Annotated in this window: 23 protein-coding genes; 12 read left to right on the forward strand and 11 right to left on the reverse strand. The window is 71.8% G+C overall.

Translation table 11 applies throughout. The features are described 5' to 3' along the window. Positions 1 to 44 precede the first annotated feature (44 nt). The 3 genes from V5O40_RS03755 to V5O40_RS03765 form a co-directional block, all read right to left on the reverse strand. Entirely contained in the window at positions 45 to 1,382 is a 1,338-nt protein-coding gene (locus V5O40_RS03755) for an acetyl-CoA carboxylase biotin carboxylase subunit (RefSeq protein WP_332904153.1), read from the reverse strand. A gap of 127 nt (positions 1,383 to 1,509) precedes the next feature. Then, positions 1,510 to 2,136, reverse strand: a complete 627-nt coding sequence (locus tag V5O40_RS03760) for a TetR/AcrR family transcriptional regulator (protein ID WP_332904154.1) — start codon at positions 2,134 to 2,136, stop codon at positions 1,510 to 1,512. Positions 2,137 to 2,211: 75 nt separating this feature from the next. Beyond that, complete coding sequence (locus V5O40_RS03765; RefSeq protein WP_332904155.1) at positions 2,212 to 3,363, reverse strand: FAD-dependent oxidoreductase; 1,152 nt, start codon at positions 3,361 to 3,363, stop codon at positions 2,212 to 2,214. Positions 3,364 to 3,469: 106 nt separating this feature from the next. On the opposite strand from V5O40_RS03765, the gene V5O40_RS03770 reads away from it, so the two are divergent. Continuing rightward, the gene (locus V5O40_RS03770) at positions 3,470 to 4,177 is read left to right on the forward strand and encodes a TetR/AcrR family transcriptional regulator (RefSeq protein WP_332904156.1); all 708 of its coding nucleotides are present in this window, start codon (positions 3,470 to 3,472) and stop codon (positions 4,175 to 4,177) included. A gap of 78 nt (positions 4,178 to 4,255) precedes the next feature. Here V5O40_RS03770 and V5O40_RS03775 read toward each other — a convergent pair whose 3' ends face one another. Then, complete coding sequence (locus tag V5O40_RS03775) at positions 4,256 to 5,146, reverse strand: sulfurtransferase (protein WP_332904157.1); 891 nt, start codon at positions 5,144 to 5,146, stop codon at positions 4,256 to 4,258. 105 nt (positions 5,147 to 5,251) lie between these two features. On the opposite strand from V5O40_RS03775, the gene V5O40_RS03780 reads away from it, so the two are divergent. Together V5O40_RS03780 and V5O40_RS03785 are read left to right on the forward strand one after the other, a co-directional pair. Beyond that, entirely contained in the window at positions 5,252 to 5,767 is a 516-nt protein-coding gene (locus V5O40_RS03780) for a SigE family RNA polymerase sigma factor (RefSeq protein ID WP_332904158.1), read from the forward strand. Next, positions 5,760 to 7,010, forward strand: a complete 1,251-nt coding sequence (locus tag V5O40_RS03785) for a beta propeller repeat protein (RefSeq protein WP_332904159.1) — start codon at positions 5,760 to 5,762, stop codon at positions 7,008 to 7,010. The genes V5O40_RS03780 and V5O40_RS03785 overlap by 8 nt, the downstream gene beginning before the upstream one ends. Positions 7,011 to 7,054: 44 nt before the next feature. Here V5O40_RS03785 and V5O40_RS03790 read toward each other — a convergent pair whose 3' ends face one another. Continuing rightward, positions 7,055 to 7,843, reverse strand: coding sequence for an SGNH/GDSL hydrolase family protein (locus V5O40_RS03790; protein ID WP_332904160.1), 789 nt, complete (start codon positions 7,841 to 7,843; stop codon positions 7,055 to 7,057). 205 nt (positions 7,844 to 8,048) lie between these two features. Here V5O40_RS03790 and V5O40_RS03795 point away from each other — a divergent pair, with 205 nt between their 5' ends. Further along, the gene (locus V5O40_RS03795) at positions 8,049 to 9,278 is read left to right on the forward strand and encodes a COG1361 family protein (RefSeq protein ID WP_332904161.1); all 1,230 of its coding nucleotides are present in this window, start codon (positions 8,049 to 8,051) and stop codon (positions 9,276 to 9,278) included. A gap of 204 nt (positions 9,279 to 9,482) precedes the next feature. Here the strand turns inward: V5O40_RS03795 and V5O40_RS03800 are convergent, their stop codons facing one another. Continuing rightward, the gene (locus tag V5O40_RS03800; protein WP_332904162.1) at positions 9,483 to 9,833 is read right to left on the reverse strand and encodes a hypothetical protein; all 351 of its coding nucleotides are present in this window, start codon (positions 9,831 to 9,833) and stop codon (positions 9,483 to 9,485) included. Between the two features lie 358 nt (positions 9,834 to 10,191). On the opposite strand from V5O40_RS03800, the gene V5O40_RS03805 reads away from it, so the two are divergent. After that, complete coding sequence (locus V5O40_RS03805) at positions 10,192 to 11,004, forward strand: helix-turn-helix domain-containing protein (protein ID WP_332904163.1); 813 nt, start codon at positions 10,192 to 10,194, stop codon at positions 11,002 to 11,004. After that, the gene (locus V5O40_RS03810) at positions 10,989 to 11,177 is read left to right on the forward strand and encodes a DUF397 domain-containing protein (RefSeq protein WP_332904164.1); all 189 of its coding nucleotides are present in this window, start codon (positions 10,989 to 10,991) and stop codon (positions 11,175 to 11,177) included. The genes V5O40_RS03805 and V5O40_RS03810 overlap by 16 nt, the downstream gene beginning before the upstream one ends. A gap of 309 nt (positions 11,178 to 11,486) precedes the next feature. Here V5O40_RS03810 and V5O40_RS03815 read toward each other — a convergent pair whose 3' ends face one another. Together V5O40_RS03815 and V5O40_RS03820 are read right to left on the reverse strand one after the other, a co-directional pair. Next, complete coding sequence (locus V5O40_RS03815; protein WP_332904165.1) at positions 11,487 to 12,383, reverse strand: alpha/beta fold hydrolase; 897 nt, start codon at positions 12,381 to 12,383, stop codon at positions 11,487 to 11,489. Positions 12,384 to 12,519: 136 nt separating this feature from the next. Beyond that, positions 12,520 to 12,957: a hypothetical protein gene (locus V5O40_RS03820; RefSeq protein WP_332904166.1), complete on the reverse strand. Its 438-nt coding sequence runs from the start codon at positions 12,955 to 12,957 to the stop codon at positions 12,520 to 12,522. A gap of 131 nt (positions 12,958 to 13,088) precedes the next feature. On the opposite strand from V5O40_RS03820, the gene V5O40_RS03825 reads away from it, so the two are divergent. The 6 genes from V5O40_RS03825 (at position 13,089) to V5O40_RS03850 (ending at position 18,686) form a co-directional block, all read left to right on the forward strand. Beyond that, positions 13,089 to 14,447 (forward strand): histidine kinase, encoded by a 1,359-nt coding sequence (locus V5O40_RS03825; protein ID WP_332904167.1) that lies wholly within the window; start codon positions 13,089 to 13,091, stop codon positions 14,445 to 14,447. Next, on the forward strand, positions 14,444 to 15,103 hold the full coding sequence (locus tag V5O40_RS03830; protein ID WP_332904168.1) for a response regulator transcription factor: 660 nt from the start codon (positions 14,444 to 14,446) through the stop codon (positions 15,101 to 15,103). The genes V5O40_RS03825 and V5O40_RS03830 overlap by 4 nt, the downstream gene beginning before the upstream one ends. Positions 15,104 to 15,299: 196 nt before the next feature. After that, on the forward strand, positions 15,300 to 17,042 hold the full coding sequence (locus V5O40_RS03835) for a proline--tRNA ligase (RefSeq protein ID WP_332904169.1): 1,743 nt from the start codon (positions 15,300 to 15,302) through the stop codon (positions 17,040 to 17,042). 77 nt (positions 17,043 to 17,119) lie between these two features. Next, on the forward strand, positions 17,120 to 17,545 hold the full coding sequence (locus V5O40_RS03840) for a CBS domain-containing protein (RefSeq protein ID WP_269740532.1): 426 nt from the start codon (positions 17,120 to 17,122) through the stop codon (positions 17,543 to 17,545). 25 nt (positions 17,546 to 17,570) lie between these two features. Next, the gene (locus V5O40_RS03845) at positions 17,571 to 17,999 is read left to right on the forward strand and encodes a SufE family protein (RefSeq protein WP_332904170.1); all 429 of its coding nucleotides are present in this window, start codon (positions 17,571 to 17,573) and stop codon (positions 17,997 to 17,999) included. A 51-nt stretch (positions 18,000 to 18,050) separates the two neighbouring features. Continuing rightward, entirely contained in the window at positions 18,051 to 18,686 is a 636-nt protein-coding gene (locus V5O40_RS03850) for a DsbA family oxidoreductase (RefSeq protein ID WP_332904171.1), read from the forward strand. A gap of 56 nt (positions 18,687 to 18,742) precedes the next feature. On the opposite strand, the gene V5O40_RS03855 is transcribed toward V5O40_RS03850, so the two are convergent. The 3 genes from V5O40_RS03855 to V5O40_RS03865 all read right to left on the reverse strand — a co-directional run bounded on the left by V5O40_RS03855 (position 18,743) and on the right by V5O40_RS03865 (position 20,367). Further along, the gene (locus V5O40_RS03855) at positions 18,743 to 19,291 is read right to left on the reverse strand and encodes a YbaK/EbsC family protein (protein WP_332904208.1); all 549 of its coding nucleotides are present in this window, start codon (positions 19,289 to 19,291) and stop codon (positions 18,743 to 18,745) included. 61 nt (positions 19,292 to 19,352) lie between these two features. Next, on the reverse strand, positions 19,353 to 19,550 hold the full coding sequence (locus V5O40_RS03860) for a hypothetical protein (protein WP_093409275.1): 198 nt from the start codon (positions 19,548 to 19,550) through the stop codon (positions 19,353 to 19,355). 37 nt (positions 19,551 to 19,587) lie between these two features. Beyond that, complete coding sequence (locus V5O40_RS03865) at positions 19,588 to 20,367, reverse strand: SDR family oxidoreductase (RefSeq protein ID WP_332904172.1); 780 nt, start codon at positions 20,365 to 20,367, stop codon at positions 19,588 to 19,590. Positions 20,368 to 20,389: the final 22 nt, after the last annotated feature.

Below are 20,389 nucleotides of genomic sequence, written 5' to 3' on the forward strand. Positions count from 1 at the left end.
TCTTGATCAACCCGCCGAGGGGGCCGGGAGGGGGGTGGGGGTGGTCAGCGGAGGCGGGAGACGATGGTGGTGTCGTAGGTGCCGGAGAGGAATTCGGGGTTCTCCAGCAGGTCGGCGAAGAAGGGGAGGTTGTGTTTGGGGCCGGCCAGGTTGAAGGCGGCCACCGCCTCGCGGGCGCGGGCGATGGCTTCGGTCCGGTCCTGGCCGTGCACGATGAGCTTCGCCATCAGGCTGTCGTAGAACGGGGTGACGGTGTTCCCTTCGGCGTAGCCGGAGTCGACGCGGACGCCCTCGCCGGTCGGCTCCACCCAGGTACTGATCGTGCCGGGGCCGGGCAGGAACCGCTTCGGGTCCTCGGCGTTGATCCGCAGCTCGATGGCGTGACCACGCACGGTCAGCGCCTCCGGGTCGAAGGTCGGCGGCAGGCCGGCGGCCACCCGCAGCTGCTCCTCCACCAGGTCGATGCCGTGCACCAGCTCGGTCACCGGGTGTTCCACCTGGAGCCGGGTGTTCATCTCCAGGAAGAAAAACTCCCCGGTCGTCGAATCGAGCAGGCACTCGACCGTGCCCGCGTTGCGGTAGTTCACCGCCTCACCCGCTCGCACCGCGGCGGCGAGCAGGCGGGTGCGTAGTTCCGGCGACACCGCCGGGGAGGGCGACTCCTCCACCAGCTTCTGGTTGCGCCGCTGCACCGAGCACTCCCGCTCGCCCAACGCCAGCACCCGACCGTCGGCCAGGCCGAGGATCTGCACCTCGACGTGCCGCACCCGGGGGAAGTAGCGCTCCAGCAGCACCGAGCCGTCGCCGAACATCCGCTCCGCGAAGGCTCGCACCTTGTCGTACTCGGTCCGCAGCGCGGTCTCGTCGGCGGCCACGCCCATGCCCATGCCCCCGCCACCGGCGGCCGCCTTGACCATCACCGGGTAACCGATCTCCGCCGCCGCCGTGACCGCCGCCGTCAGGTCGGCCGCCGGCTCGGTGGTCCCGGCCGCCACCGGCACGCCGGCCGCCGCCATCAGGTTCCGCGCATTGATCTTGTCGCCCATCGCGCTTATCGCGTCCGCGCCGGGTCCGACCCAGATCAGCCCGCTGGCCTCGACGGTACGGGCGAAGTCGGCGTTCTCCGAGAGGAAGCCGTACCCGGGGTGGATCGCCTGCGCGCCGGTCGACCGGGCGGCGGCGATGATCGCCTCGGTGTTCCGGTAGCTCTGTGCCGGGTTGGCCGGCCCGACGCAGACGGCCTCGTCGGCCTCGGCGACGAACGGCAGCTCGGCGTCGGCCTCCGAGTGCACCGCGATCGCACGTACCCCGAGCCGCCGGGCGGTGCGGATGATCCGACGGGCGATCTCACCCCGGTTGGCGACCAGCAGCGACTCGATCATGGCTCCTCCGAGCGTTCCATTGTGTGGGACGCGGGCTAGCCAATCACGTCACGGCGGACCCGTGAAAGGCCCCCTGCCGGCGCCTCGGCTCGGCGGAGGGGACGAGCCGGACGCTGACCGCGGCGGGTCAGGCGGGCCCGGTGGGGGCGAGCAGCGCGGCCAGCGTGGCGGCCCGCAGCAGCTCGGCCCGCCGCCGGTGGTCGACCTCGCCGCCGAGGAACGGGGTGGAGTTCATCAGGCCGAACGCGGCGTGCGCCAGCACTCGCGCCTCACCGTCGGGCAGCCCTGGATGCAGGGCGGTCAGCACGGTGACCCACTCCTCGACGTAGAGCCGTTGGAGTCGGCGGATGCGCCGCCGGGGCTCCTCCGGCAGCCGGTCCAGTTCGTGCAGGTGCAGCGCGATGACGGCCGGATTGGCGAGCGCGAAGTCGACGTGGAAGTCGATGAGCGACTCCAGCGCGGCGCGCGGGTCGTCGGGATGGGCGGCGCGGCGCTGCCGCCCGCCGTCGAGCAGTCCCTCACTCACCGGCGTCAGCGCGGCGACGAGCATCGCTTCCTTGCCGGCGAAGTGGTGGTAGAGCGCCGGGCCGGTCACCCCGGCTGCCGCGCCGATGTCGTCCATCGACACACCGTGGTAGCCGCGGGCGGCAAAGAGACCCACGGCGATCTCAAGAATCTCGTCCTTGCGGGATCGGCGTCGTCCCGCCCCCGTGGCCCCGCCGGACGCGCCCCGGGCCTGCTGCTCCACCGTCACCGGGCCAGCCTAGACCCGACCGTCGACCGCGTGCGGCCGTGGTTACCCGCCGGTCCGACTGCCGGGAACGGTGCCTCACGTCGGGCGTTGGTCGAGGCCGGAGAGCCGCACCGCGATCCGGTGCCGCACCGGCGGGAGCATCGAGACCAGGCGGAGCAGCAGGTCCCGGGCCGGCCGCACCGACGACGGCACGGTGGCCAGTCGGGTCAGCCGGTCGGCGAAGCTGGCCACCTGGTGGGCGAGCGGGCGACGTCTGGCCGCGTACTCGTCCAGCCGGGTCTCGGCGGCTCCGGCGAGCACGTCCGCCAGGGTCTCGCCGAGGTCGACCGCGTCACTGATGCCGAGGTTCATACCCTGCCCGCCGGCCGGGCTGTGCACGTGCCCGGCATCACCGGCCAGCAGCACCGGCCCGCAGCGGAACGTCCCGGCGACCCGCCGGTGCAGCCGGAAGCGGGAGGACCAGAGCACCTCGCGCACCTGGTCCGGCCGTTGCCGGGGGCCGCGCTCATCGAGCAGGCGTTGCAGGTAGGCCGCGTCCGGCTCGGCGGGCGGATCGGTGACGGTGGCGACCAGGCGTACCCGCCCGTCGGGCAGCGGCGCCCAGACCAGCGGCCCACCCCGGGCGAGGAAGATCGACGCGCCGTCGCGGGGCAGGCCGCTGTCGACGCGTACGTCGGCCAGCACGAACGACTCCTCGGAACCGGCCGGCCCGGTGAAGGTGATGCCGGACAGCTCACGGACGGTGCTGTTGATGCCGTCGGCACCGACCACCCATCGGGCGCGCACGTTCGTGCCGTCGAGGTCGGCCACCACACCGTCGCCGTCGCGGTGCAGACCAGTGAGTCGGTACGGGCGCAGCACCGGCACGCCGGCCTCGGCCAGCCGATCGGTGAGCACCTCCTCGGTCACCGACTGGGAGACCATCAGCGCGTACCGGTGGCGGCTGGGCAACTTGCCGAACGGCACGGTGACCAGCACCCGGTCCCGGTCGCGGACACTGAATCGGGCCGACCGCAGCCCCCGGGCCACCAGTGCCCCGCCGGCTCCGATCCGGTCGAGCACCTCCAGGGTGTACGCGTGCACCACGGCGGCCCGCGACGTCACCGCCGGCTGCTCCCGCTTGTCGACCACGGTCACCTCGACCCCGCGCCGAGCCAGGGTGAGTGCGGCGGTGAGCCCGGTCGGACCCGCGCCGACGACCAGGACGTCCGTTCGTTCGGGCAGCATCACAGCCTCCTCGGCGTATTGCCAACGCTTGTTGGCCAACACTTGTTGGCAACGTTAAGCCGCCCCGGATTGGGAAGTCAACAGGCGTTGGCATACCGTCGGTCACATGACGGAGGGCGTACCGGAACAGGCTCGGCAACCGCTCGCGGAGCCGGCGGCCGACGGCGGGGCAGCGGACGGCGGACGTCGCACCTCCCGGCCGACGGCGGCGACTGGTGGCGACCGCAGCGCGGGATCGGCGGCCGGCGGCGGGCGGCGCAGCGCGGCGGCGACCCGCGCGGCCATCCTGCGGGCCGCGCGGGACCGCTTCGCCGCCGACGGGTACGACCGGGCGACGATCCGGGCCATCGCCGCGGACGCCCGGATCGACCCGTCGATGGTGATGCGGTACTACGGCAGCAAGGAGAACCTGTTCGCCACGGCGGCCGAGTTCGACCTGCGGCTGCCCGACTTCAGCGGCGTGCCGGTCGATCGCCTCGGCACGGAGCTGGTCAGCTACTTCTTCACCCGCTGGGAGGGCGACGCCACTCTGCCGGCGCTGCTGCGCACGGCGAGCACCAACCCGGGCGCGGCCGAGCGGGTACGCGCCATCTTCACCACCCAGCTCAGCGTGGCGGTCGGCCGGGTGGTCGCCGACCCCGCCGAGGCCCCACGGCGCGCCGGCCTGGTCGCCAGCCAACTGCTCGGCGTCGCCCTGACCCGCTACGTGCTGCGCCTGCCCCCGATGGTCGACATCTCCCCCGCCGACCTGATCGCCTGGCTATCCCCCACCATCCACCGCTACCTAACCGACCCCGACCCGACCCCGCGCTGACCTACCACTGCGTTGATCATGAGGTTAGCGGCGAAGTCGATCACAAATTCCGCCGCCAACCTCATGGTCAACATGGCGTCACCTCGGGTCGGGGCCCTTGACGACGGGGGCGCGGACGAGGTTGCCCCACTCGGTCCAGGAGCCGTCGTAGTTGCGTACCTTCGGGTAGCCGAGCAGGTGTCGGAGTACGAACCAGGTGTGGCTGGAGCGTTCGCCGATCCGGCAGTACGCGATCACGTCGTCGTCGGCACTCAGGCCGAGCTGGTCGGCGTAGATGGCCCGTAGCTCGTCGGCCGACTTGAAGGTGCCGTCGTCGTTGGCGGCGGACTTCCACGGCTTGCTCACCGCGCCCGGGATGTGACCACCGCGCAGCGCGCCCTCCTGCGGGTAGTCCGGCATGTGCAGCATCTCGCCGGTGTACTCGCCCGGCGACCGCACGTCGACAAGCGGCCGGCCGGCGTCGACGTGCGCCGACACCTCCTCGCGGAACGCCCGCACCGGTGCGTCGTCGCGCTGCGGCACCGGATAGTCCGCCCGGGGCCGGTTCGGCTTGTCGCGGGTCAGCTCGCGCCCCTCGGCGATCCACTTCTGCCGGCCGCCGTCGAGCAGCCGCACGTCCTGGTGACCGAAGAGGGTGAAGACCCAGAGGGCGTACGCCGCCCACCAGTTGAAGTTGTCGCCGTAGAAGACGACCGTGTCGGCACGGCCGATGCCCTTGGCGGCGCAGAGTTCGGCGAACCGTTCGGCGTCCAGGTAGTCCCGGGTCACCTGGTCGTTCAGCTCCAGATGCCAGTCGACCTTGACGGCACCGGGGATGTGGCCGCTGTCGTAGAGCAGCACGTCCTCGTCGGACTCGACGACCACGAGACCGTCGTCGCCCAGATGCTCGGCCAGCCAGTCGGTGGTGACCAGTCGCTGCGGGTCCGCGTACGACTGGAGTCGGGGATCGGGATCGTTCGGCACAGACATGGTCCCCAAAGTACGCCGCGCTCCGCTCGGCCATCGGAATTCGGTGCAGCGGATCCGGTCCGCCAGGCGTGACACTCCTGACTGCCGCCGACCGCGAGGACCACCATGACCGCAGCGCCACCAGGGGCCGACCCACCGCTGAAGGATTTCAGCGAGTTCTACCAGGCGCACTTCCAGCGGGTCGCGGTGCAGCTCTACGCGTACCTCGGTGATCGTGCCGAGGCGCAGGACCTCACCCAGGAGGCGTTCTGCCGGACACTTGAGCGCTGGGACCGGATCAGCGCCTACGACGACCCGTCGGCGTTCGTCCGCCGGGTGGCCTGGAACCTGGCCACCAGTCGGCTGCGTCGGGTCCGTACCGCCGTCCGTCATCTGGCCCGGCAGCGGGAGGAGCACGTACCCGGTCCGAGCCCGGACCGGGTGATGCTGCTGGAGGCGCTCACCATCCTGCCCGCCACCCAACGCCGGGCGATCGTCCTGCACCACCTGGCCCAGCTCACCGTCGCGGAGATCGCCGACCAACTCGGCGTACCGGAGGGGACGGTCAAGTCCTGGCTGTCGCGGGCCCGCACGGCCCTGGCCCGTCACCTCACCGAGCGGCAGGAGGCCGGCCGTGCGTGAGATCAACCTGGACCGGCTGTTCGCCGACTTCGAAGCGGCCTCCGCACCGACGTTCCGCCCGCCCGACATCTCGGACCTCCAACGCCGGATGCGCCGCCGCCGGAGTTGGCGGAGCCTGCTGGCTGGGCTGGTCGTGCTGCTGCTGACCGGGCCGGGCGTGTACACCACCGCCGGTCTGGACGCCGACCGCGACCCACCCGACCCGACCCCGTCACCGGCGCCGGACGGTCAGGTGATCGAGCGGAAGGTGAACCCGGTGGGGGTCGCCGGCAGCCTGCGTGAGCTGCGGTTCGTCGACGCGCGGCACGGTTGGGCGCTCTTCGACACCTGCGAGAGGACTGACGATTCGAGGGACTGCCGCCGCGACCTGGCGCGGACCGTCGACGGGGGCGAGACCTGGCAGCGCATCCCGGTGCCGGACGCGGTGAACCGCCCCCGGCAGGAATGGCCGGTCCACCTGCTCGCCGTCGACGAGCGGATTGTCACCATAAGCATCGGCGGCGGTTACCTGGTCTCCACCGACGGCGGTGCTTCCTTCACCGAGCACCCGCAGGAAGCTCCACCGGAGGCGACGCTGCTCAGCGGGACCACTCGCAGCGGGTATCTGCTCCGATGCCCGGGAAGCGACCCCCTGATCCGTGTCGACTGCCCCGAGTTGGCACTCGCTCGGATCGGCGCGGCGACGCCACCCACCCAACCCCCGGTGGCTCTGTCCCACGATGCCAATCTCGGGCTGGTCGAGGACGGTGACGGCCGACTCTGGGTGACCGTTCTGCAGGACGGCCGGCTCCGTACGGCGGTAGGCGCCGACGGGGCGGCCAGTTGGCGGCAGTTGCCCGCCGTGTCGGGCGCCGACAAGCTGCTCGTCTCCCCCGACGGCCGCGACGCCTGGCTGCTCGGCCGACGGAAGGGCAGCAACGACCTCTCCGATCTGAAGCGGATCTGGCGGCTGGTCGACGACCGGTGGCGCGAGCAGACCGAGTTGCCGTCCGACACCAACTCGGTGACCGCCGTCAACGACGGCCTGCTCGTCGTGACCAAGGTCGGTGGCAACTTGGGTTACTGGACCGGCGAACGCTACATCGACGTACCCGAGGTCCGTCGGCCGCGCTTCGAGGGCGAGGAACTTCCGAGCATCGAGGTGCTTCCCGACGACACCATCGTCATCTACACCAGAAACACCACCACCACCCTGGGCGTCGGCACCGCCCAGTCCCGCGCCTGGATCCGCCTGAACCACTGACCTCCCGGCAACCGTCCGCGTAGATCAAGAAGTTCAGGTCTTGATCAACGCGGCGGAGCGGGGGTTGACGGGGGGAACGGGGTGAGGGTGGGGCGTTTGGCGGTGCGGGTGTCGCCGGAGGAGCGGCCGGTCAGGCGGCGTTTGATCCAGGGGGCCAGGTGTCGGCCGGCCCAGCGCAGGTCGGCGGTGCGGGCGGACAGCCAGGGGGTGGGCTCCGGGTTCGGGGGAACCAGCAGCCACTCCTCGTCGCAGCCGACGCCGAGGGCGGTCAGCACCTGACCGGCCACGCGGCGGTGCCCGGCGGGGGACAGGTGCAGCCGGTCGGTGCTCCAGAGCAACGGGTTCAGGTACGTGTCGTCGGAGTACAGGTCGACCAGGATGGCGCCGTGCCGCTCGGCGGTCTCACCCACCGCACGGTTGAGCAGGGCGACCCGGGGCGCGATCAACCGTTGGCCGGGCAGCCGCGCCATCACGTCGGCGAACCGGAACAGCAGCACGTCGGCACCACGGCTACGCAACCGGCCGACCACCTCGTCGAAGCGGGTCACCAGGGTGTCCGGATCGAAGTTGCGCCGCAGCACATCGTTCCCGCCCGCCGCGAAGCTGATCAGGTCGGGCTTCATCGCCAGCGCCGCCGGCACCTGCTCGGCCACCACGCTCGGGAAGGTCCGCCCCCGGATGGCCAGGTTGGCGTACGAGAAGTGGGGGCCGGCCTCGGCGGCGAGCCTGGTGGCCACCAGATCCGCCCAGCCCCGGAAGCTGCCGTCCGGGTAGGCGTCGTCCAGGCCCTCGGTGAAGCTGTCCCCGACCGCGACGTAACTGCGCCAGCGCACTGCTCACTCCTCCGACGTGCGAGTAGGGAAGGAACTCCTGCCTACCACCGGAAGTTTTGCACCGGTCGTCCGCGTGGCGGTGTCCCGCGCGGGTGAACGTGGCGGACATCATCGAGGTGAGCGGGGTCCACGCGCCGGCCCCATCGCGAGTAGTGTCCCGAACCACACGCTTCGTTCATGCTTCGTTCACCCGAAGGATTCCGCTGTGGCCGTTGGTCGTCGCTGGCTGTCACGCACAGCCGCTGCCGCACTGCTTCTCGTCGGCGGGATCGCCGTCCCCGCCGGCTCCGCCTCGGCGGTGGACCCGGAGCCGACGTTCACCTTCGACATGATCGGCACGACGATCACGTCGGGGGCCGGGATGAAGCGGGCTTACCTGAGGGTGACCAACCTGACCGACGAGACCCCGAGTTTCGTCGAGTTCCGCGTGCGGCCGGTGCTCACCCCGGAGGACCAGTGGATCGACAAGGCCTACCTCAAGTGGGCGACCCAGACCGCCGGCTCCGGCGAGTGCGACGGCGATTTCGACGGTTGGTACTGCCACATCTACCAGGGCACCTTCCCTGAGCTGGTGCCGGCACCCGGCGGCACGGCGGACATCCCCATCGACATCTACACCAGGGGGCGGCCGGAGCCATTCGAGGGCAGGTTCCACGTCGAGGTCAGCATGTCCTGGGGCCGGAACGGAAAGCCGGTCACCGACCGTAGGGAGTTCACGCTCACCGTGGTCGACGAGCGCGAAGCCGACCTGGCGGTGGTAGCTCCGGACGTCAAGCAGTCGGCACGCGTCGGCGCCGGCGGCAAGCTCGAAACCACCGGGACGTTGCACCCGGGTGGTACGGGCGCGGTGCGGTACCGCATCGTCAACCAGGGTGAGAAGGCGGTCAGTGGCGTGCGGGTGACGCTGCGCCTGCCGGAGAAGGTGACCTTCATCCGGCCGCCGCAGGAGTGTGTGCTCGACGACGACGGGCGGTCTGCGGTCTGTACCTACGATTCGCTCGCGCTCGTACCGGCCGACGAGACCGACCCGAAGGACCACGCCCACTCCGCTGTCGAGTTGCACCACCTGGTGACGGTGCCGGCCGACATCACGGCACCGGTCACCCTGGCCGGCGGAAGCGTGCAGGTCGAGGGCCTGACCGAGGGCATCAGCGACCGCTCCGCCTCGAAGCCGGCCGTACTGCCCGCGAACGCCGTCGCCGTACCGGCGGCCGACGTGGACGCCAGCGACAACCAGGACGGGTACGCCGTCGTGGTCGCCGCGGAGAAGGACGACGACAACGGCGGCGGGGGTGGCCTGCCGGTCACCGGGCCGCAGGCCGGGCTGATCGCCGGAGCCGGCCTCACCATGGTCGCGGCGGGCATCGTGCTGCTGCTCGCCCGACGCCGCCGCTCGGTCGCGTTCGTCTCCGGAGACGACACCACCGCTTCCTGATCCGTCCGCCCGGCCTGGGCCGGTCAGCCCAGTCGGCCGGTCGATGGACCGATCAACGCGGGCCGGCCGAGCCAGGGGTTGGTCAGCCCGGGCCGGCCGGTTGACGAGCCAGCCGACCGCAGGTCGATCAACACGACGTCCGCCGGCTCCGGGCCCGCAGCGCCGTGAAGGACTCCGGCCCCGGCGGCGCGGGACGGGTCCGGGTCAGATGGTGCGGCAGCGTCCGGTGCAGGCCGGCGGCAGGGCGACGGCCGGGCGACGGTACGGGCCCCACACCACGAACCGCTGGAACAGCTCGCGCGGGGTCGGGCCGCCCTCCGGGTTCAGCCGGAACAGGTCGTGGGTCGCCTCGTAGTAGAGCCCGGACAGGTAGACGGCCAGGTCCAGCCAGCGGTTGTCGTACTCGACGCGGAGCAGCAGCCGGGCCTCGGCGCACGGCCAGGACAGCCCGCAGGCGCGGCACAACCAGAGCGGGCGGAGCGGCAGATGCTGCGGGCCGTCCAGTGGGTGCCGCCGGGGCCGCTCGGCTGCCGGTCCGCGGCGCGGCACGGGCATCCCGGCCCGACCACGAGACGGTACGGCCACCTTCCGCGCCCGGTCACCACGCTCCGCCACTGGCTGCGGACTCGGATCACCACGCTCCACCGCCGACTGTGCGGCTGGACGGCCAGGCTGGTTCGGGTCGGGCATCTCCACCTCCTGCGGCGAAAAAGGGAAGGGGCCGCCCCGGCACGGGGGAGAGCGGGGGCGGCCCCGGCGCAGCCCCACCCCGTCCCCGATGGATGGGAGCAGGACCACCAGGTGACAGTGTGGTGACCGGGTGACTACTGTCGGAAGACATCGACACCGGCCGTGGCAGAGCTGGCCCCGGCCGGGAAGCCCACATGAGCAGCCGATCGATCGTGGAGGCACTGTGGAATCCGAGCCGACCGCCGAACTGATCCGGGCACAGTTGCGTCGGCTGCGGCTGGCCGCCGATCTGACCCAGGAGGATTTCGGTAAGCAGGTGCACTTCTCCGGCTCGCAGATCTCCGCGATCGAGCTGGGGCAACGACCGTTCGACCGGCTGTTCCTCAAGCGGGCCGACGAGGTGCTGAACAGCGACGGCCTGCTGCTGGGACTGCTGCGCATCGCCGAACTGCACGGCCAGCCACACTTCCTGCGGCCCTGGCTGGACGCCGAGCGCAGCGCCACCCAGTTGCGCTGCTACCACCCGACCCTGATCCCGGGGCTGCTCCAGACCGAGCACTACGCCCGAGCGGTGATCCGCGCCGACGACCTGCTCAGCGAGGACGAGGTGGAGCGGCGGGTGGCGATCCGAATGGACCGGCAGGCGATTCTGACTCGGGCCGACAACCCACCGATCCTCTTCGCGGTGATCGAGGAGGCCACGCTGCGCAGGGTCGACGAGAGTTTCCGGGGCATCATGACGCAGCAGATTGACCACCTGCTCGAATGTGTGAAGCGCGGCGGCGTGATGATCCTCGTAATTCCGATCGAGGTAAGCGTGCATGTGGGACTTTCCGGTCCGTTCACCCTGGCTCGGGGAGGCGACGGTGACTGGACCGGGTATCTGGAGAACCAGGTCGATGGCGCGACAATCGACAAGGCCGAGGAACTCGCTACCCTGCACGCTAGGTGGGACGGCATCCGCAGCGTCGCCCTCCCCAAGGGACAGTCCGAGCTGCTGATGAAGGAAGTGATGGAGTCGTGGTCCACGATCTGACCGGCGCGACCTGGCGCAAGTCCACCCGCAGCGGCAACAGCGAGTGTGTGGAGGTGGCCGACAACCTGCCCGGCGTGGTCGGCGTACGCGACAGCAAGGACGCCCCCGGCCCGGTGCTCACCTTCGCCCCGACCGCCTGGCGTCGCTTCGTCGCCGACACCAAGCTCCGCTGATCCACACCACGCCACGCCCGTCGCACCGGGCCGTGAGACGGGATGCCACGCCCTGTGACGCGGCGACTCGCCTCGGCCACCCGCTCCCGCCGCTAGTCGGTCACCGGATACGGGGCGTCCGGCGCTCTCCGGTTGCGGCATCTGGGGGCTTCCCGGCCGCCGGAGGCCGCATGATGCCGGAACCGGATTGGATCAGCGGCGTCGCCGCAACCGGGCGGACCACCGAGCGCTGGTCCGGCGGGGTGGGTGGTCATGCAACTTCTTCTACCGAAGACGCCATGTCATACGAGGTCAATAGCCGCCACCCGGTCAGCGGGAGGCGACCGTCAGCACGGCGTCGGCGAAGGCCTGCGGTGCCTCCTGCGGAAAGTTGTGCCCCACCCCGCCGCCGACCGTACGGTGCTCGTACGGGCCGGTGAACTGTTTGGCGTACGCCTCGGGTTCCGGGTGGGGTGAACCGTTGGCGTCCCCTTCCAGGCTGATCGTCGGCACGGTGATCGGCGGCCGGTCGGCCAGCCGCTTCGCCACGTCCGCGTACTGCGGCTCCCCGTCGGCGAGGCCGAGCCGCCACCGGTAGTTGTGGATGACGATGTCGACGTGGTCCGGGTTGTCGAGCGCCGCCGCGCTGCGGTCGAAGGTGGCGTCGTCGAAGTCCCACCTCGGCGAGGCCGTCCGCCAGATCAGCCTGGCGAAGTCGCGGGTGTTGCGCGCGTAGCCCTCCCGGCCGCGTTCGGTGGCGAAGTAGTACTGGTACCACCAGGAGTACTCGGCCGCCGGGGACAGCGGCACCCGACCCGACGCCTGACCCTCGATCAGGTAGCCGCTCACCGCGACCAGGCCGTGGCAGCGCTCCGGCCAGAGCGCGGCGACGATGCCGGCGCTGCGGCCACCCCAGTCGTACCCGGCCAGCGTCGCCCGCTCGACCTCCAGCGCGTCGAGGAACGCCACGGTGTCGACCGCGAGGGCGGCCGGCTCGCCGTTTCGCATCGTGTCGGCGGACCGGAACCGGGTGCTGCCGTAGCCGCGCGCGTAGGGCAGCAGCACCCGGTGACCGGCGCTGGTCAGCAGGGGAACGACCTCGGCGTAGCTGTGGATGTCGTACGGCCAGCCGTGCAGCAGGAGCACCACCGGACCGTCCGGCGGACCGGCGTCGACATAACCGACGTCGAGCACCCCAACCTCGACCTTCCGCACGTCAGTGAACAACGCTCCCACCCCCACCACCGGTCAACTCGCCCACCCCATACCCGAACCTAGAACGTCGAATTCGTCACCGACCCAACTTCCACAGATCTTGGTGCGGGGATGCCCCGTCGAGGGCGCCGCCGTGCCAAGATCGGCATCAGGGACGGGTGCGGGAGATGGCCCAGGCGATCACGCCCGTGACTACGCCGACGATGACACCGGTGAACAGGCTGCTGATCACGGCGAAGATCCGCACGATGACGGCCTGCGTACCCGGCGCGAGGTCGGTCAGGTTGCCGCCGAGGGTCGGCGGGGCGTCGAAGGCCACGTGCCAGAGCAACTGATGGGTCAGGGCCAGCAGGACGCCGTACAGCACGCCGACGGCCAGCAGGGTCAGGAACGGGTTGGGCACCCGCTTCACCAGGGCCACGGTGATCCACACGATCGGCGGTACCACCACCAGCAGCAGGTTGACGAAGGTGCGCTCGTGCACCAGATCCAGGTCGTGCAGCACCACCCGGGGCAGGCCGAGCAGCGCCAACCCGAGCAGGGCGGGCAACGGAAGCCCGAGAGCCGGGCGAGATGACATGGTCATGCCGGCAACGCTAGGAACGATCGGTGGCCGCGCCATCGGCCCGGGATCGCGGTCACGGTACGTCGGTGAGCGATCCCCGGTGTCGCCTTCCGACGACTCCGGGGGCCCCGACCTCGCCGTACGCTGATTTCGTGGCCGGCCAGTCGACGCAGCGGAGGGTACGTCCCTGGGTCACCGACGCGCTCCTCGGCGCGGGCGTGGCCGGCACCGTGTCGGTCGTCATCACCGCGAACGAGGGTGGCCGGCACGGGCCGGACCAGCTCGCGTACCTGTGGGCGGTCGGCCTGGGCGCGCTGATGCTGGTCCGGCGGCGCTACCCGGTGCTGGTGCTGGCGGTCAGCGTGCTCGGCCTGTTCGCCTACTACGCCGCCGGCTATCCGGCCATCGGGCTGGCCGTGCCGGTCGCCGCCGCCCTGTTCTCGGCGGCCGAGCACGGCCGGATCGCCGCCTCGATCGTCGCCGCCGTGCTGGTGGTCGTGGTGTCGGTGGTCTTCCGGCTGGCCGAGGGACAGGACTTCTCCTTCGTCGTCGGTTACGAGCTGGCTGGGCACGTCCTGCTCATGGGGGCGGCGATCGCCCTCGGTGACAGCCTGCGGTCCCGCCGCGCCGCCCAGGCGGACGCCCGCCGGATCGCCGAACTGACCGAGGCCCGGTACCGGCAGGAGGCACAGGCCCGCCTCCGGGACGAGCGGATGGCGATCGCCCGTGACCTGCACGACTCCCTCGGCCACACCACCTCGGTGATCGCCCTGCACGCCGACGTCGCCCGGGAGGCGCTGGGCCGGGACGAGACCGCCGCCCGGTCGGCGCTGGAGCTGATCCGGTCCACCGCCCGCCGCAGCATGGACGACCTGCGGCGGACGGTGACCCTGCTGCGATCACCGGGTGACCCACCACGCACGGTGGTCTCGCTGGCCAACCTCGACGCGGTGACGTTGGCCGCCTCGGCCGCCGGCTTCGACGTCGACGTGCGGGTGGCCGTCGACACGCCCCTACCGGCACCTGTCGAGGCCGCCGCGTTCCGGATCGTGCAGGAGGCGGTCACGAACGTGGTCCGGCACTCCGCCGGCAGCCGCGTCCAGATCTGTGCCGAGCAGCACGGCGACCAACTCACCGTCACCGTGACCGACACCGGCTCCGACCCGGCACCCGGCGCAGAGCCGCCCAGCGGCGCAGAGCCGCCCAGCGGCGCAGAGCCGCCCAGCGGCGCAGAGCCGCCCAGCGGCGCAGAGCCGACGGGCGGCGCAGAGCCGACGGGCGGCGCAGAGCCGACGGGCGGCGCAGAGCCGACGGGCGGCGCAGAGCCGGCCGGGGCGCCGACCTACCCCGAAACCGCGAACGGCCGGTTCGGGCCGACGGTGGCTCGAACCGGGCACGGCATCGCGGGGATGCGGGAACGGGCCGAGAGCCTCGGTGGCACCCTCACCGCCGGGCACCGGCAGACGGGATTCGAGGTACGCGCGGTGCTGCCCCTGCGGGAGCCGACGTGACGAGCGTGCTGGTGGTCGACGACCAGGATCTCGTGCGCGCCGGGATCCGCACCCTGCTGGCGGCCGATCCTCAGCTGACCGTGGTCGGCGAGGCCGCCGACGGCCGTTCCGCGCTGCGTCTGGCCCGTCAGTTGCGGCCGGACGTCGTACTGATGGACGTCCGGATGCCAGTGATGGACGGCCTGGCCGCCACCGCGGCGATCCGTGCCGACGACGCCCTGGCGGCCACCCGGGTGCTGATCCTCACCACCTTCGACGACGACGAGGACATCATCGAGGCGGTCGGTCTCGGTGCCGCCGGTTACCTGCTGAAGGACACGCCCTCGGACGACCTGCGACGGGCGGTGCACACGGCCGCCGCCGGCGGGAACCTGCTCTCGCCGACGGTCGCCCGCCGGGTCATGGAACGGCTCGCCGCGACGCCGAAGCAACCGCCACCCGATCCCCGGCTGTCCGTGCTCACCGAGCGGGAGCGGGCGGTGCTGGCCCGGGTCGGTCTTGGCGAGACCAACGACGAGATCGGCCGGGCCCTGTTCATCAGCCCGGCGACCGCCCGCACGTACGTCAGCCGCCTGCTCACCAAACTGAACGCCCGTGACCGCACCGCCCTCGCCGTCATGGCCCACCGCGCCGGCCTGACCACCCCCCACCCATAACCCACCACCCGCCCGCACCCCCACCCCCCACCCTCTCCGCCCCCCGCCCTTTCCGGGTTGATCAAGAAGTTCTGGTCATGGATCGGCCGTTTCCCGACCAAAACTTCTTGATCAACGCGCCGAGCGTGGGTGGGGGTGGGGTGGGGGTGGGGGAAATGGGTCGGTGGGGTGGGGGGTGGGGTTCTAGGGTGCGGGGGTGATGCTGCGGATGTCGACGTCGCTGATTCGGACCCTGCGGGAGGATCCGGCGGACGCGGAGGTGCCGAGTCATCGGCTGTTGCTGCGGGCCGGGTACATCCGACGGGCGGCACCGGGCGGCTACACCTGGCTGCCGCTGGGCCGGCTGGTGCTGGAGCGGGTCACCGAGATCGTGCGGGCCGAGATGACCGCGATCGGCGACCAGGAGGTGCACTTTCCGGCGCTGCTGCCCGCCGAGCCGTACCGCACCAGCGGACGGTGGACCGAGTACGGCGACGACATCTTCACCCTGGCCGACCGGCGCGGTGCCGAGCACCTGCTGGCACCGACCCACGAGGAGTTGGCCGCGCTGCTGGTCAAGGAGCTGTTCACCTCGTACCGCGATCTGCCGGTGACGCTGTTCCAGATCCAGACCAAGTTCCGCGACGAGGCCCGTCCCCGCGCCGGTCTGCTGCGCGGACGCGAGTTCCTGATGAAGGACGCGTACTCCTTCGACCTGGACGACGAGGGCCTGCGGGCCGCGTACGGCCGGCACCGCGCGGCGTACCAGCGGACCTTCGACCGGCTCGGCCTCGACTACACGGTGGTGCACGCGATGTCGGGCGCGATGGGTGGCTCCGCGTCCGAGGAGTTCCTGGCCACCACGCCGGTCGGCGAGGACACCTACGTCGGCTGCACCGACTGCCACTACGCGGCGAACACCGAGGCGGTGACCACACCCGCACCGGCGCCCGCCGACCCGCAGGCGCAGCCGGCGACCGAGGTGCACGACACGCCGGAGACGCCGACCATCGCCAGCCTGGTCGCGCTGGCCAACGACCGCCGGCTGGCCGGCCGGGACGACTGGTCTGCCGCCGACACCCTGAAGAACGTCGTGCTGACGGTACGCCGACCGGGCGCCGAAGCGCCGGAACTGCTGGTTGTCGGGCTGCCCGGTGATCGGGAGGTCGACCTGAAACGGCTGGCCGCCGCACTGGCACCGGCCACGGTGGACGTCTTCGACGCCTGGAACGAGCATCCCGAACTGGTGCGGGGCTATCTCGGGCCGCAGATCCTCGGCAAGCTCGGCGTCCGCTACCTGGTCGATCCCCGGGTGGTGCCGGGCACCGCCTGGCTGACCGGGGCGAACGAGCCGGGCCGGCACGCCACGAACGTGGTGTGCGGCCGGGACTTCACCCCCGACGGCACGGTCGAGGCTGCCGAGGTCCGTCCCGGTGACCACTGCCCGGCTTGTGCCACCGGCCGGTTGACCATGCGCCGGGGCATCGAGATCGGACACATCTTCCAGCTCGGTCGCCGCTACACCGACGCCTTCGCGGTGGACGTGCTCGGTCCACAGGGCAAGCCGGTCCGGCCCACCATGGGCTGCTACGGCATCGGGGTGTCCCGGGCGGTGGCGGCGATCGCCGAGCAGCACCACGACGATCGGGGACTGGTGTGGCCGGCCTCGGTCGCGCCGTGCGACGTGCATCTGGTGGCCGCCGGCAAGGGTCCGCAGCTCGACGCGGCGCTCGACCTCGGCGTCCGGCTCGCCGACGCGGGCCTGCGGGTACTCGTCGACGACCGGACCGCCGTCTCGGCCGGGGTGAAGTTCACCGACGCCGAGCTGATCGGCATCCCGCGCACCGTCGTGGTCGGACGCCGACTGGCCGACGGGTACGTCGAGTTGCGCGACCGGGCGAGCGGGGAGCGCACCGAGCTACCCGTGGCGGACCTGCTGGAGAAACTGTTGGACGGGTAGGCGGAAAACATGGTGTAGCCGTCAGGTGACGGGGTACCGCATTCCGATCGGCTCGACGTTGCTCTGGAGGGGCTCTCATGACCGGTTACCGGGTCGCTGACGTGATGACCAGGCAGGTGATCTACCTGCCGGCGGAGACCACCCTGGACGAGGCGGCCCGGGTGATGAAGGAGGCCGACATCGGCGACGTCGTCGTCACCGACGGCGCGAACCTGGCCGGCATCCTGACCGACCGCGACATCGTGGTACGCGCGGTGGCGGAGAACGCCAACGCCAGCACCACCACCATCGGTTCGATCGTCACCCGCGAGGTCGTCATGATCGAGCAGTTCTGCACCGCGGGTGAGGCCGCGTCGCTGATGCGTGAGCGCGGCATCCGGCGCGTTCTGGTCTGCGACAACGAACGCAAGCTGGTCGGCATCGTCTCCCTCGGCGACCTCGCCATGCAGCTCGACCCCACCTCGGCGCTCAGCGAGATCAGCGAGCAGTCGCCCACGGTCTGAGGAGGGCCGCCGGTAGCCTGGCGGGATGCCCGAGATGCCGAGCAAGCTGGCCGAGATCGTCGACGAGTTCGCCGCCGCGCCGCGCGACGTGGTGCTGGAGATGCTGCTGGAGTACTCCGACGCCGTGCCGCCGCTGCCCGCCGGGCATCCCGGGCACGAGGGCATGGAGCAGGTCGTGGAGTGCCAGACCCCGTTCTTCCTGCGCGCCGAGGTGACGTCCGAGGGCACCGTCGACACCCTGTTCGACTGCCCGCCGGAGGCACCCACCACCCGGGCGTTCGCCGGCATCCTCGCCGAAGGGCTGGCCGGCGCCACCCCGGAGCAGGTCCTCGCCGTCCCGGACGACCTGTACCAGCGGATGGGTCTGGCGCAGGCGATCAGCCCGCTGCGGGTACGTGGCGGCACCGCCATCCTCGCCCGGCTCAAGCGGCAGGTGCGCGAACAGGCGGCGTGACCCGGGCGGCAGCCGGGAACAGACCCGCCGGCCAGCGGGTTGTCTCCGGTCATGGAGATCGACATCTACGCCGACGTGGTCTGCCCCTGGTGCTGGATCGGCCGCCGCCGGTTGGCGCAGGCACTCGCGTCGTACGACGGCACGGTGACCGTCCGGCACCGGCCGTTCCAGCTGGACCCGTCGCCGGTGCCGTCGCCCCGTCCGACCCTCGACGTGCTGGCCGAGAAGTTCGGTGGCCCGGAGCAGGCCCGGCAGATGGTCGCCCGGGTCGTCGAGGTGGGCGCCAGCGTGGGTCTGGACCTGCGCTTCGACCGGGCGATCGCGGCGAACACCTTCGACGCGCACCGGCTGACCAACTGGGCCGGTCAGCGGGACCGGGACGGTGAGCTGGTCGAGGCTCTGCACCGGGCCCACTTCGTCGACGGCGTCGACGTGGGCTCACGGGAGGCGCTGGCTGGGGTGGCCGCGACCGTCGGGCTGGACGGCGACGAGGCCCGCCGCTTCCTCGACTCCGACGAAGGGGTCGCCGAGCTGCGGGCCGAGCTGGCCGCCGCCCGGCAGCTCGGGGTGACGAGCGTGCCCACCTTCGTGCTCGCCGGCAGGTACGGGGTCACCGGGGCGCAGGAACCGGAAACCCTGCTCGCCGCCCTCACCGAGGTGGCGCAGCGCGAGGCCGCCGCACCCTGACCGGCCATCGACGTCGTTGATGTTTCACGTGCAACGACATCGACTCCGGTCGACGGTCAGGCCGGCCTGGCCAGGTCCTCCACCACCCGCGCGCCGGGCAGCGCGGCCAGCGCCGGGCCCGGCAGCGCGATCTTGCTGTGTCGTACGCCCGAACCGATCACCACGTACGGCGTGGCCACCACCCGCGAGTCGACCAGGATCGGCCACTGCAACGGCAGCCCGATCGGCGTGATCCCGCCGTACTCCATGCCGGTCAGCTCCACCGCGTCGGCCATCGGCGCGAAGCTCGCCTTGCGGACGTCCAGCGCCCGGCGGGCCACCCCGTTCACGTCCGCCCGGGTGGTGGCGAGCACCAGGCAGGCCGCGTACCGGGTCACCCCCTCGCGCTTACCGGCCACGACCACGCAGTTGGCCGACTCGTCGAGCCCGACGTCGTACGCGGCGCAGAACGCCGCGGTGTCGGCGAGGTCGGCGTCGATCGGCGCGACCAGCACCGCGTCGACGTCCACCGGCGCGTCGGCCGGCCACCGGTCCAGCGCGGCGGCTACCGGCGCGGCCAACAGGTCGGCGCGGGTGCGGGCGGGCTCGGTCTTCAGCGTTCCCATCACGCTTGTGATCGTCGCATCCGCGGCCGGCGACGCGGACCGGGGACCGGAGGCCGGCAACTCAGCCCTCGTTGGTCAGGAAGCCGTGCCGCTCCAGCATCGCCCGGTCCCGGGAGGCGGCCATCTCCTCCGCCCGCGCGGCCTGGACGCGGCGCACCTCGATGTCCTCCATCGCGTGCCGCACCGCGAGCCGGATCACGCCGTAGAGGAAGACGAACCCGCAGACGTACAGGAGGCTGGTGATGACGAACGTGAGCATGGCTCGACGGTAGGACGAACGTGAACCCGAGCAGGTGTCATCGCGCCGCTGTTCGCCCGTACGTGTCGGACAGGTAGTCGGCCCAGGTCCGCCGGCCCGTCGGTCGGGCGTCGGTGACCAGGCCACCGCCGCGCAGTTCCCGGCCGAGGCGGCCGGGAAAGCGGATCGGCAGCAGCGGGCGACGGGAGCCCCGCGCCTGCCGCCAGGCCCGCACCGCCTCGTCGAAGCGCTGCACCTCGGGGCCGCCGTACTCGACGATGCCGCCGCGTGCCCCGGCGCGGAGCAGTTCGACCAGCTTGTCGGCCACCTCGCCGGCGTCGACCGGCTGGGCCAGCACCGCCCGGTCACCGACGACCGGGCCGAGTTTGCTGGACAGCCGCAGCAGCTCGTCGATGAACGGGAAGAACTGGGTGGTCCGCAGCACCGTCCACGGCACCGTCCCGTCGGCGACGACCCGCTCGGCGGCCAGCTTGTGCCGGTAGTACGAGTAGGGCACCCGGTCCACGCCGACGATCGAGACGTACACCAGGTGCCGCACTCCGGCGCCGGCCGCGGCATCGACCAGGCGGCGGGTGCCGAGCACGTCGATCTGCTGGGTCCGCCGGGTCGGTGAGGACGCCAGGTGCAGCACCGCGTCCACGTCGGTAACCGCCGCGGCGATCCCTTCGCCGGTGGCCAGGTCCGCCACCACCCACCGCACCCCCGACCCGGTACGCGGCCGGCGGCTGGTGGCCCGCACCTCGAACCCCGCGTCGACCAGCCGGGGCAGCACCTCCCGGCCCAGCGTGCCGCCCGCGCCGGTTACCAGTACGCGCATGTCAACCTCCCTCGTCGCCTGC

This window comes from Micromonospora palythoicola, from assembly GCF_036689795.1.
GTDB classification, from domain to species: domain Bacteria; phylum Actinomycetota; class Actinomycetes; order Mycobacteriales; family Micromonosporaceae; genus Micromonospora; species Micromonospora palythoicola.

Coding starts and splice junctions, on each gene's coding strand:
- V5O40_RS03840 (WP_269740532.1), top strand. CDS start 17,120: ATGACCGGTTACCGGGTCGCTGACGTGATGACCAGGCAGGTGATCTAC.
- V5O40_RS03820 (WP_332904166.1), bottom strand. CDS start 12,957: ATGACCATGTCATCTCGCCCGGCTCTCGGGCTTCCGTTGCCCGCCCTG.
- V5O40_RS03855 (WP_332904208.1), bottom strand. CDS start 19,291: ATGGGAACGCTGAAGACCGAGCCCGCCCGCACCCGCGCCGACCTGTTG.
- V5O40_RS03850 (WP_332904171.1), top strand. CDS start 18,051: ATGGAGATCGACATCTACGCCGACGTGGTCTGCCCCTGGTGCTGGATC.
- V5O40_RS03860 (WP_093409275.1), bottom strand. CDS start 19,550: ATGCTCACGTTCGTCATCACCAGCCTCCTGTACGTCTGCGGGTTCGTC.
- V5O40_RS03755 (WP_332904153.1), bottom strand. CDS start 1,382: ATGATCGAGTCGCTGCTGGTCGCCAACCGGGGTGAGATCGCCCGTCGG.
- V5O40_RS03775 (WP_332904157.1), bottom strand. CDS start 5,146: ATGTCTGTGCCGAACGATCCCGATCCCCGACTCCAGTCGTACGCGGAC.
- V5O40_RS03780 (WP_332904158.1), top strand. CDS start 5,252: ATGACCGCAGCGCCACCAGGGGCCGACCCACCGCTGAAGGATTTCAGC.
- V5O40_RS03765 (WP_332904155.1), bottom strand. CDS start 3,363: ATGCTGCCCGAACGAACGGACGTCCTGGTCGTCGGCGCGGGTCCGACC.
- V5O40_RS03845 (WP_332904170.1), top strand. CDS start 17,571: ATGCCCGAGATGCCGAGCAAGCTGGCCGAGATCGTCGACGAGTTCGCC.
- V5O40_RS03800 (WP_332904162.1), bottom strand. CDS start 9,833: ATGCCCGTGCCGCGCCGCGGACCGGCAGCCGAGCGGCCCCGGCGGCAC.
- V5O40_RS03865 (WP_332904172.1), bottom strand. CDS start 20,367: ATGCGCGTACTGGTAACCGGCGCGGGCGGCACGCTGGGCCGGGAGGTG.
- V5O40_RS03770 (WP_332904156.1), top strand. CDS start 3,470: ATGACGGAGGGCGTACCGGAACAGGCTCGGCAACCGCTCGCGGAGCCG.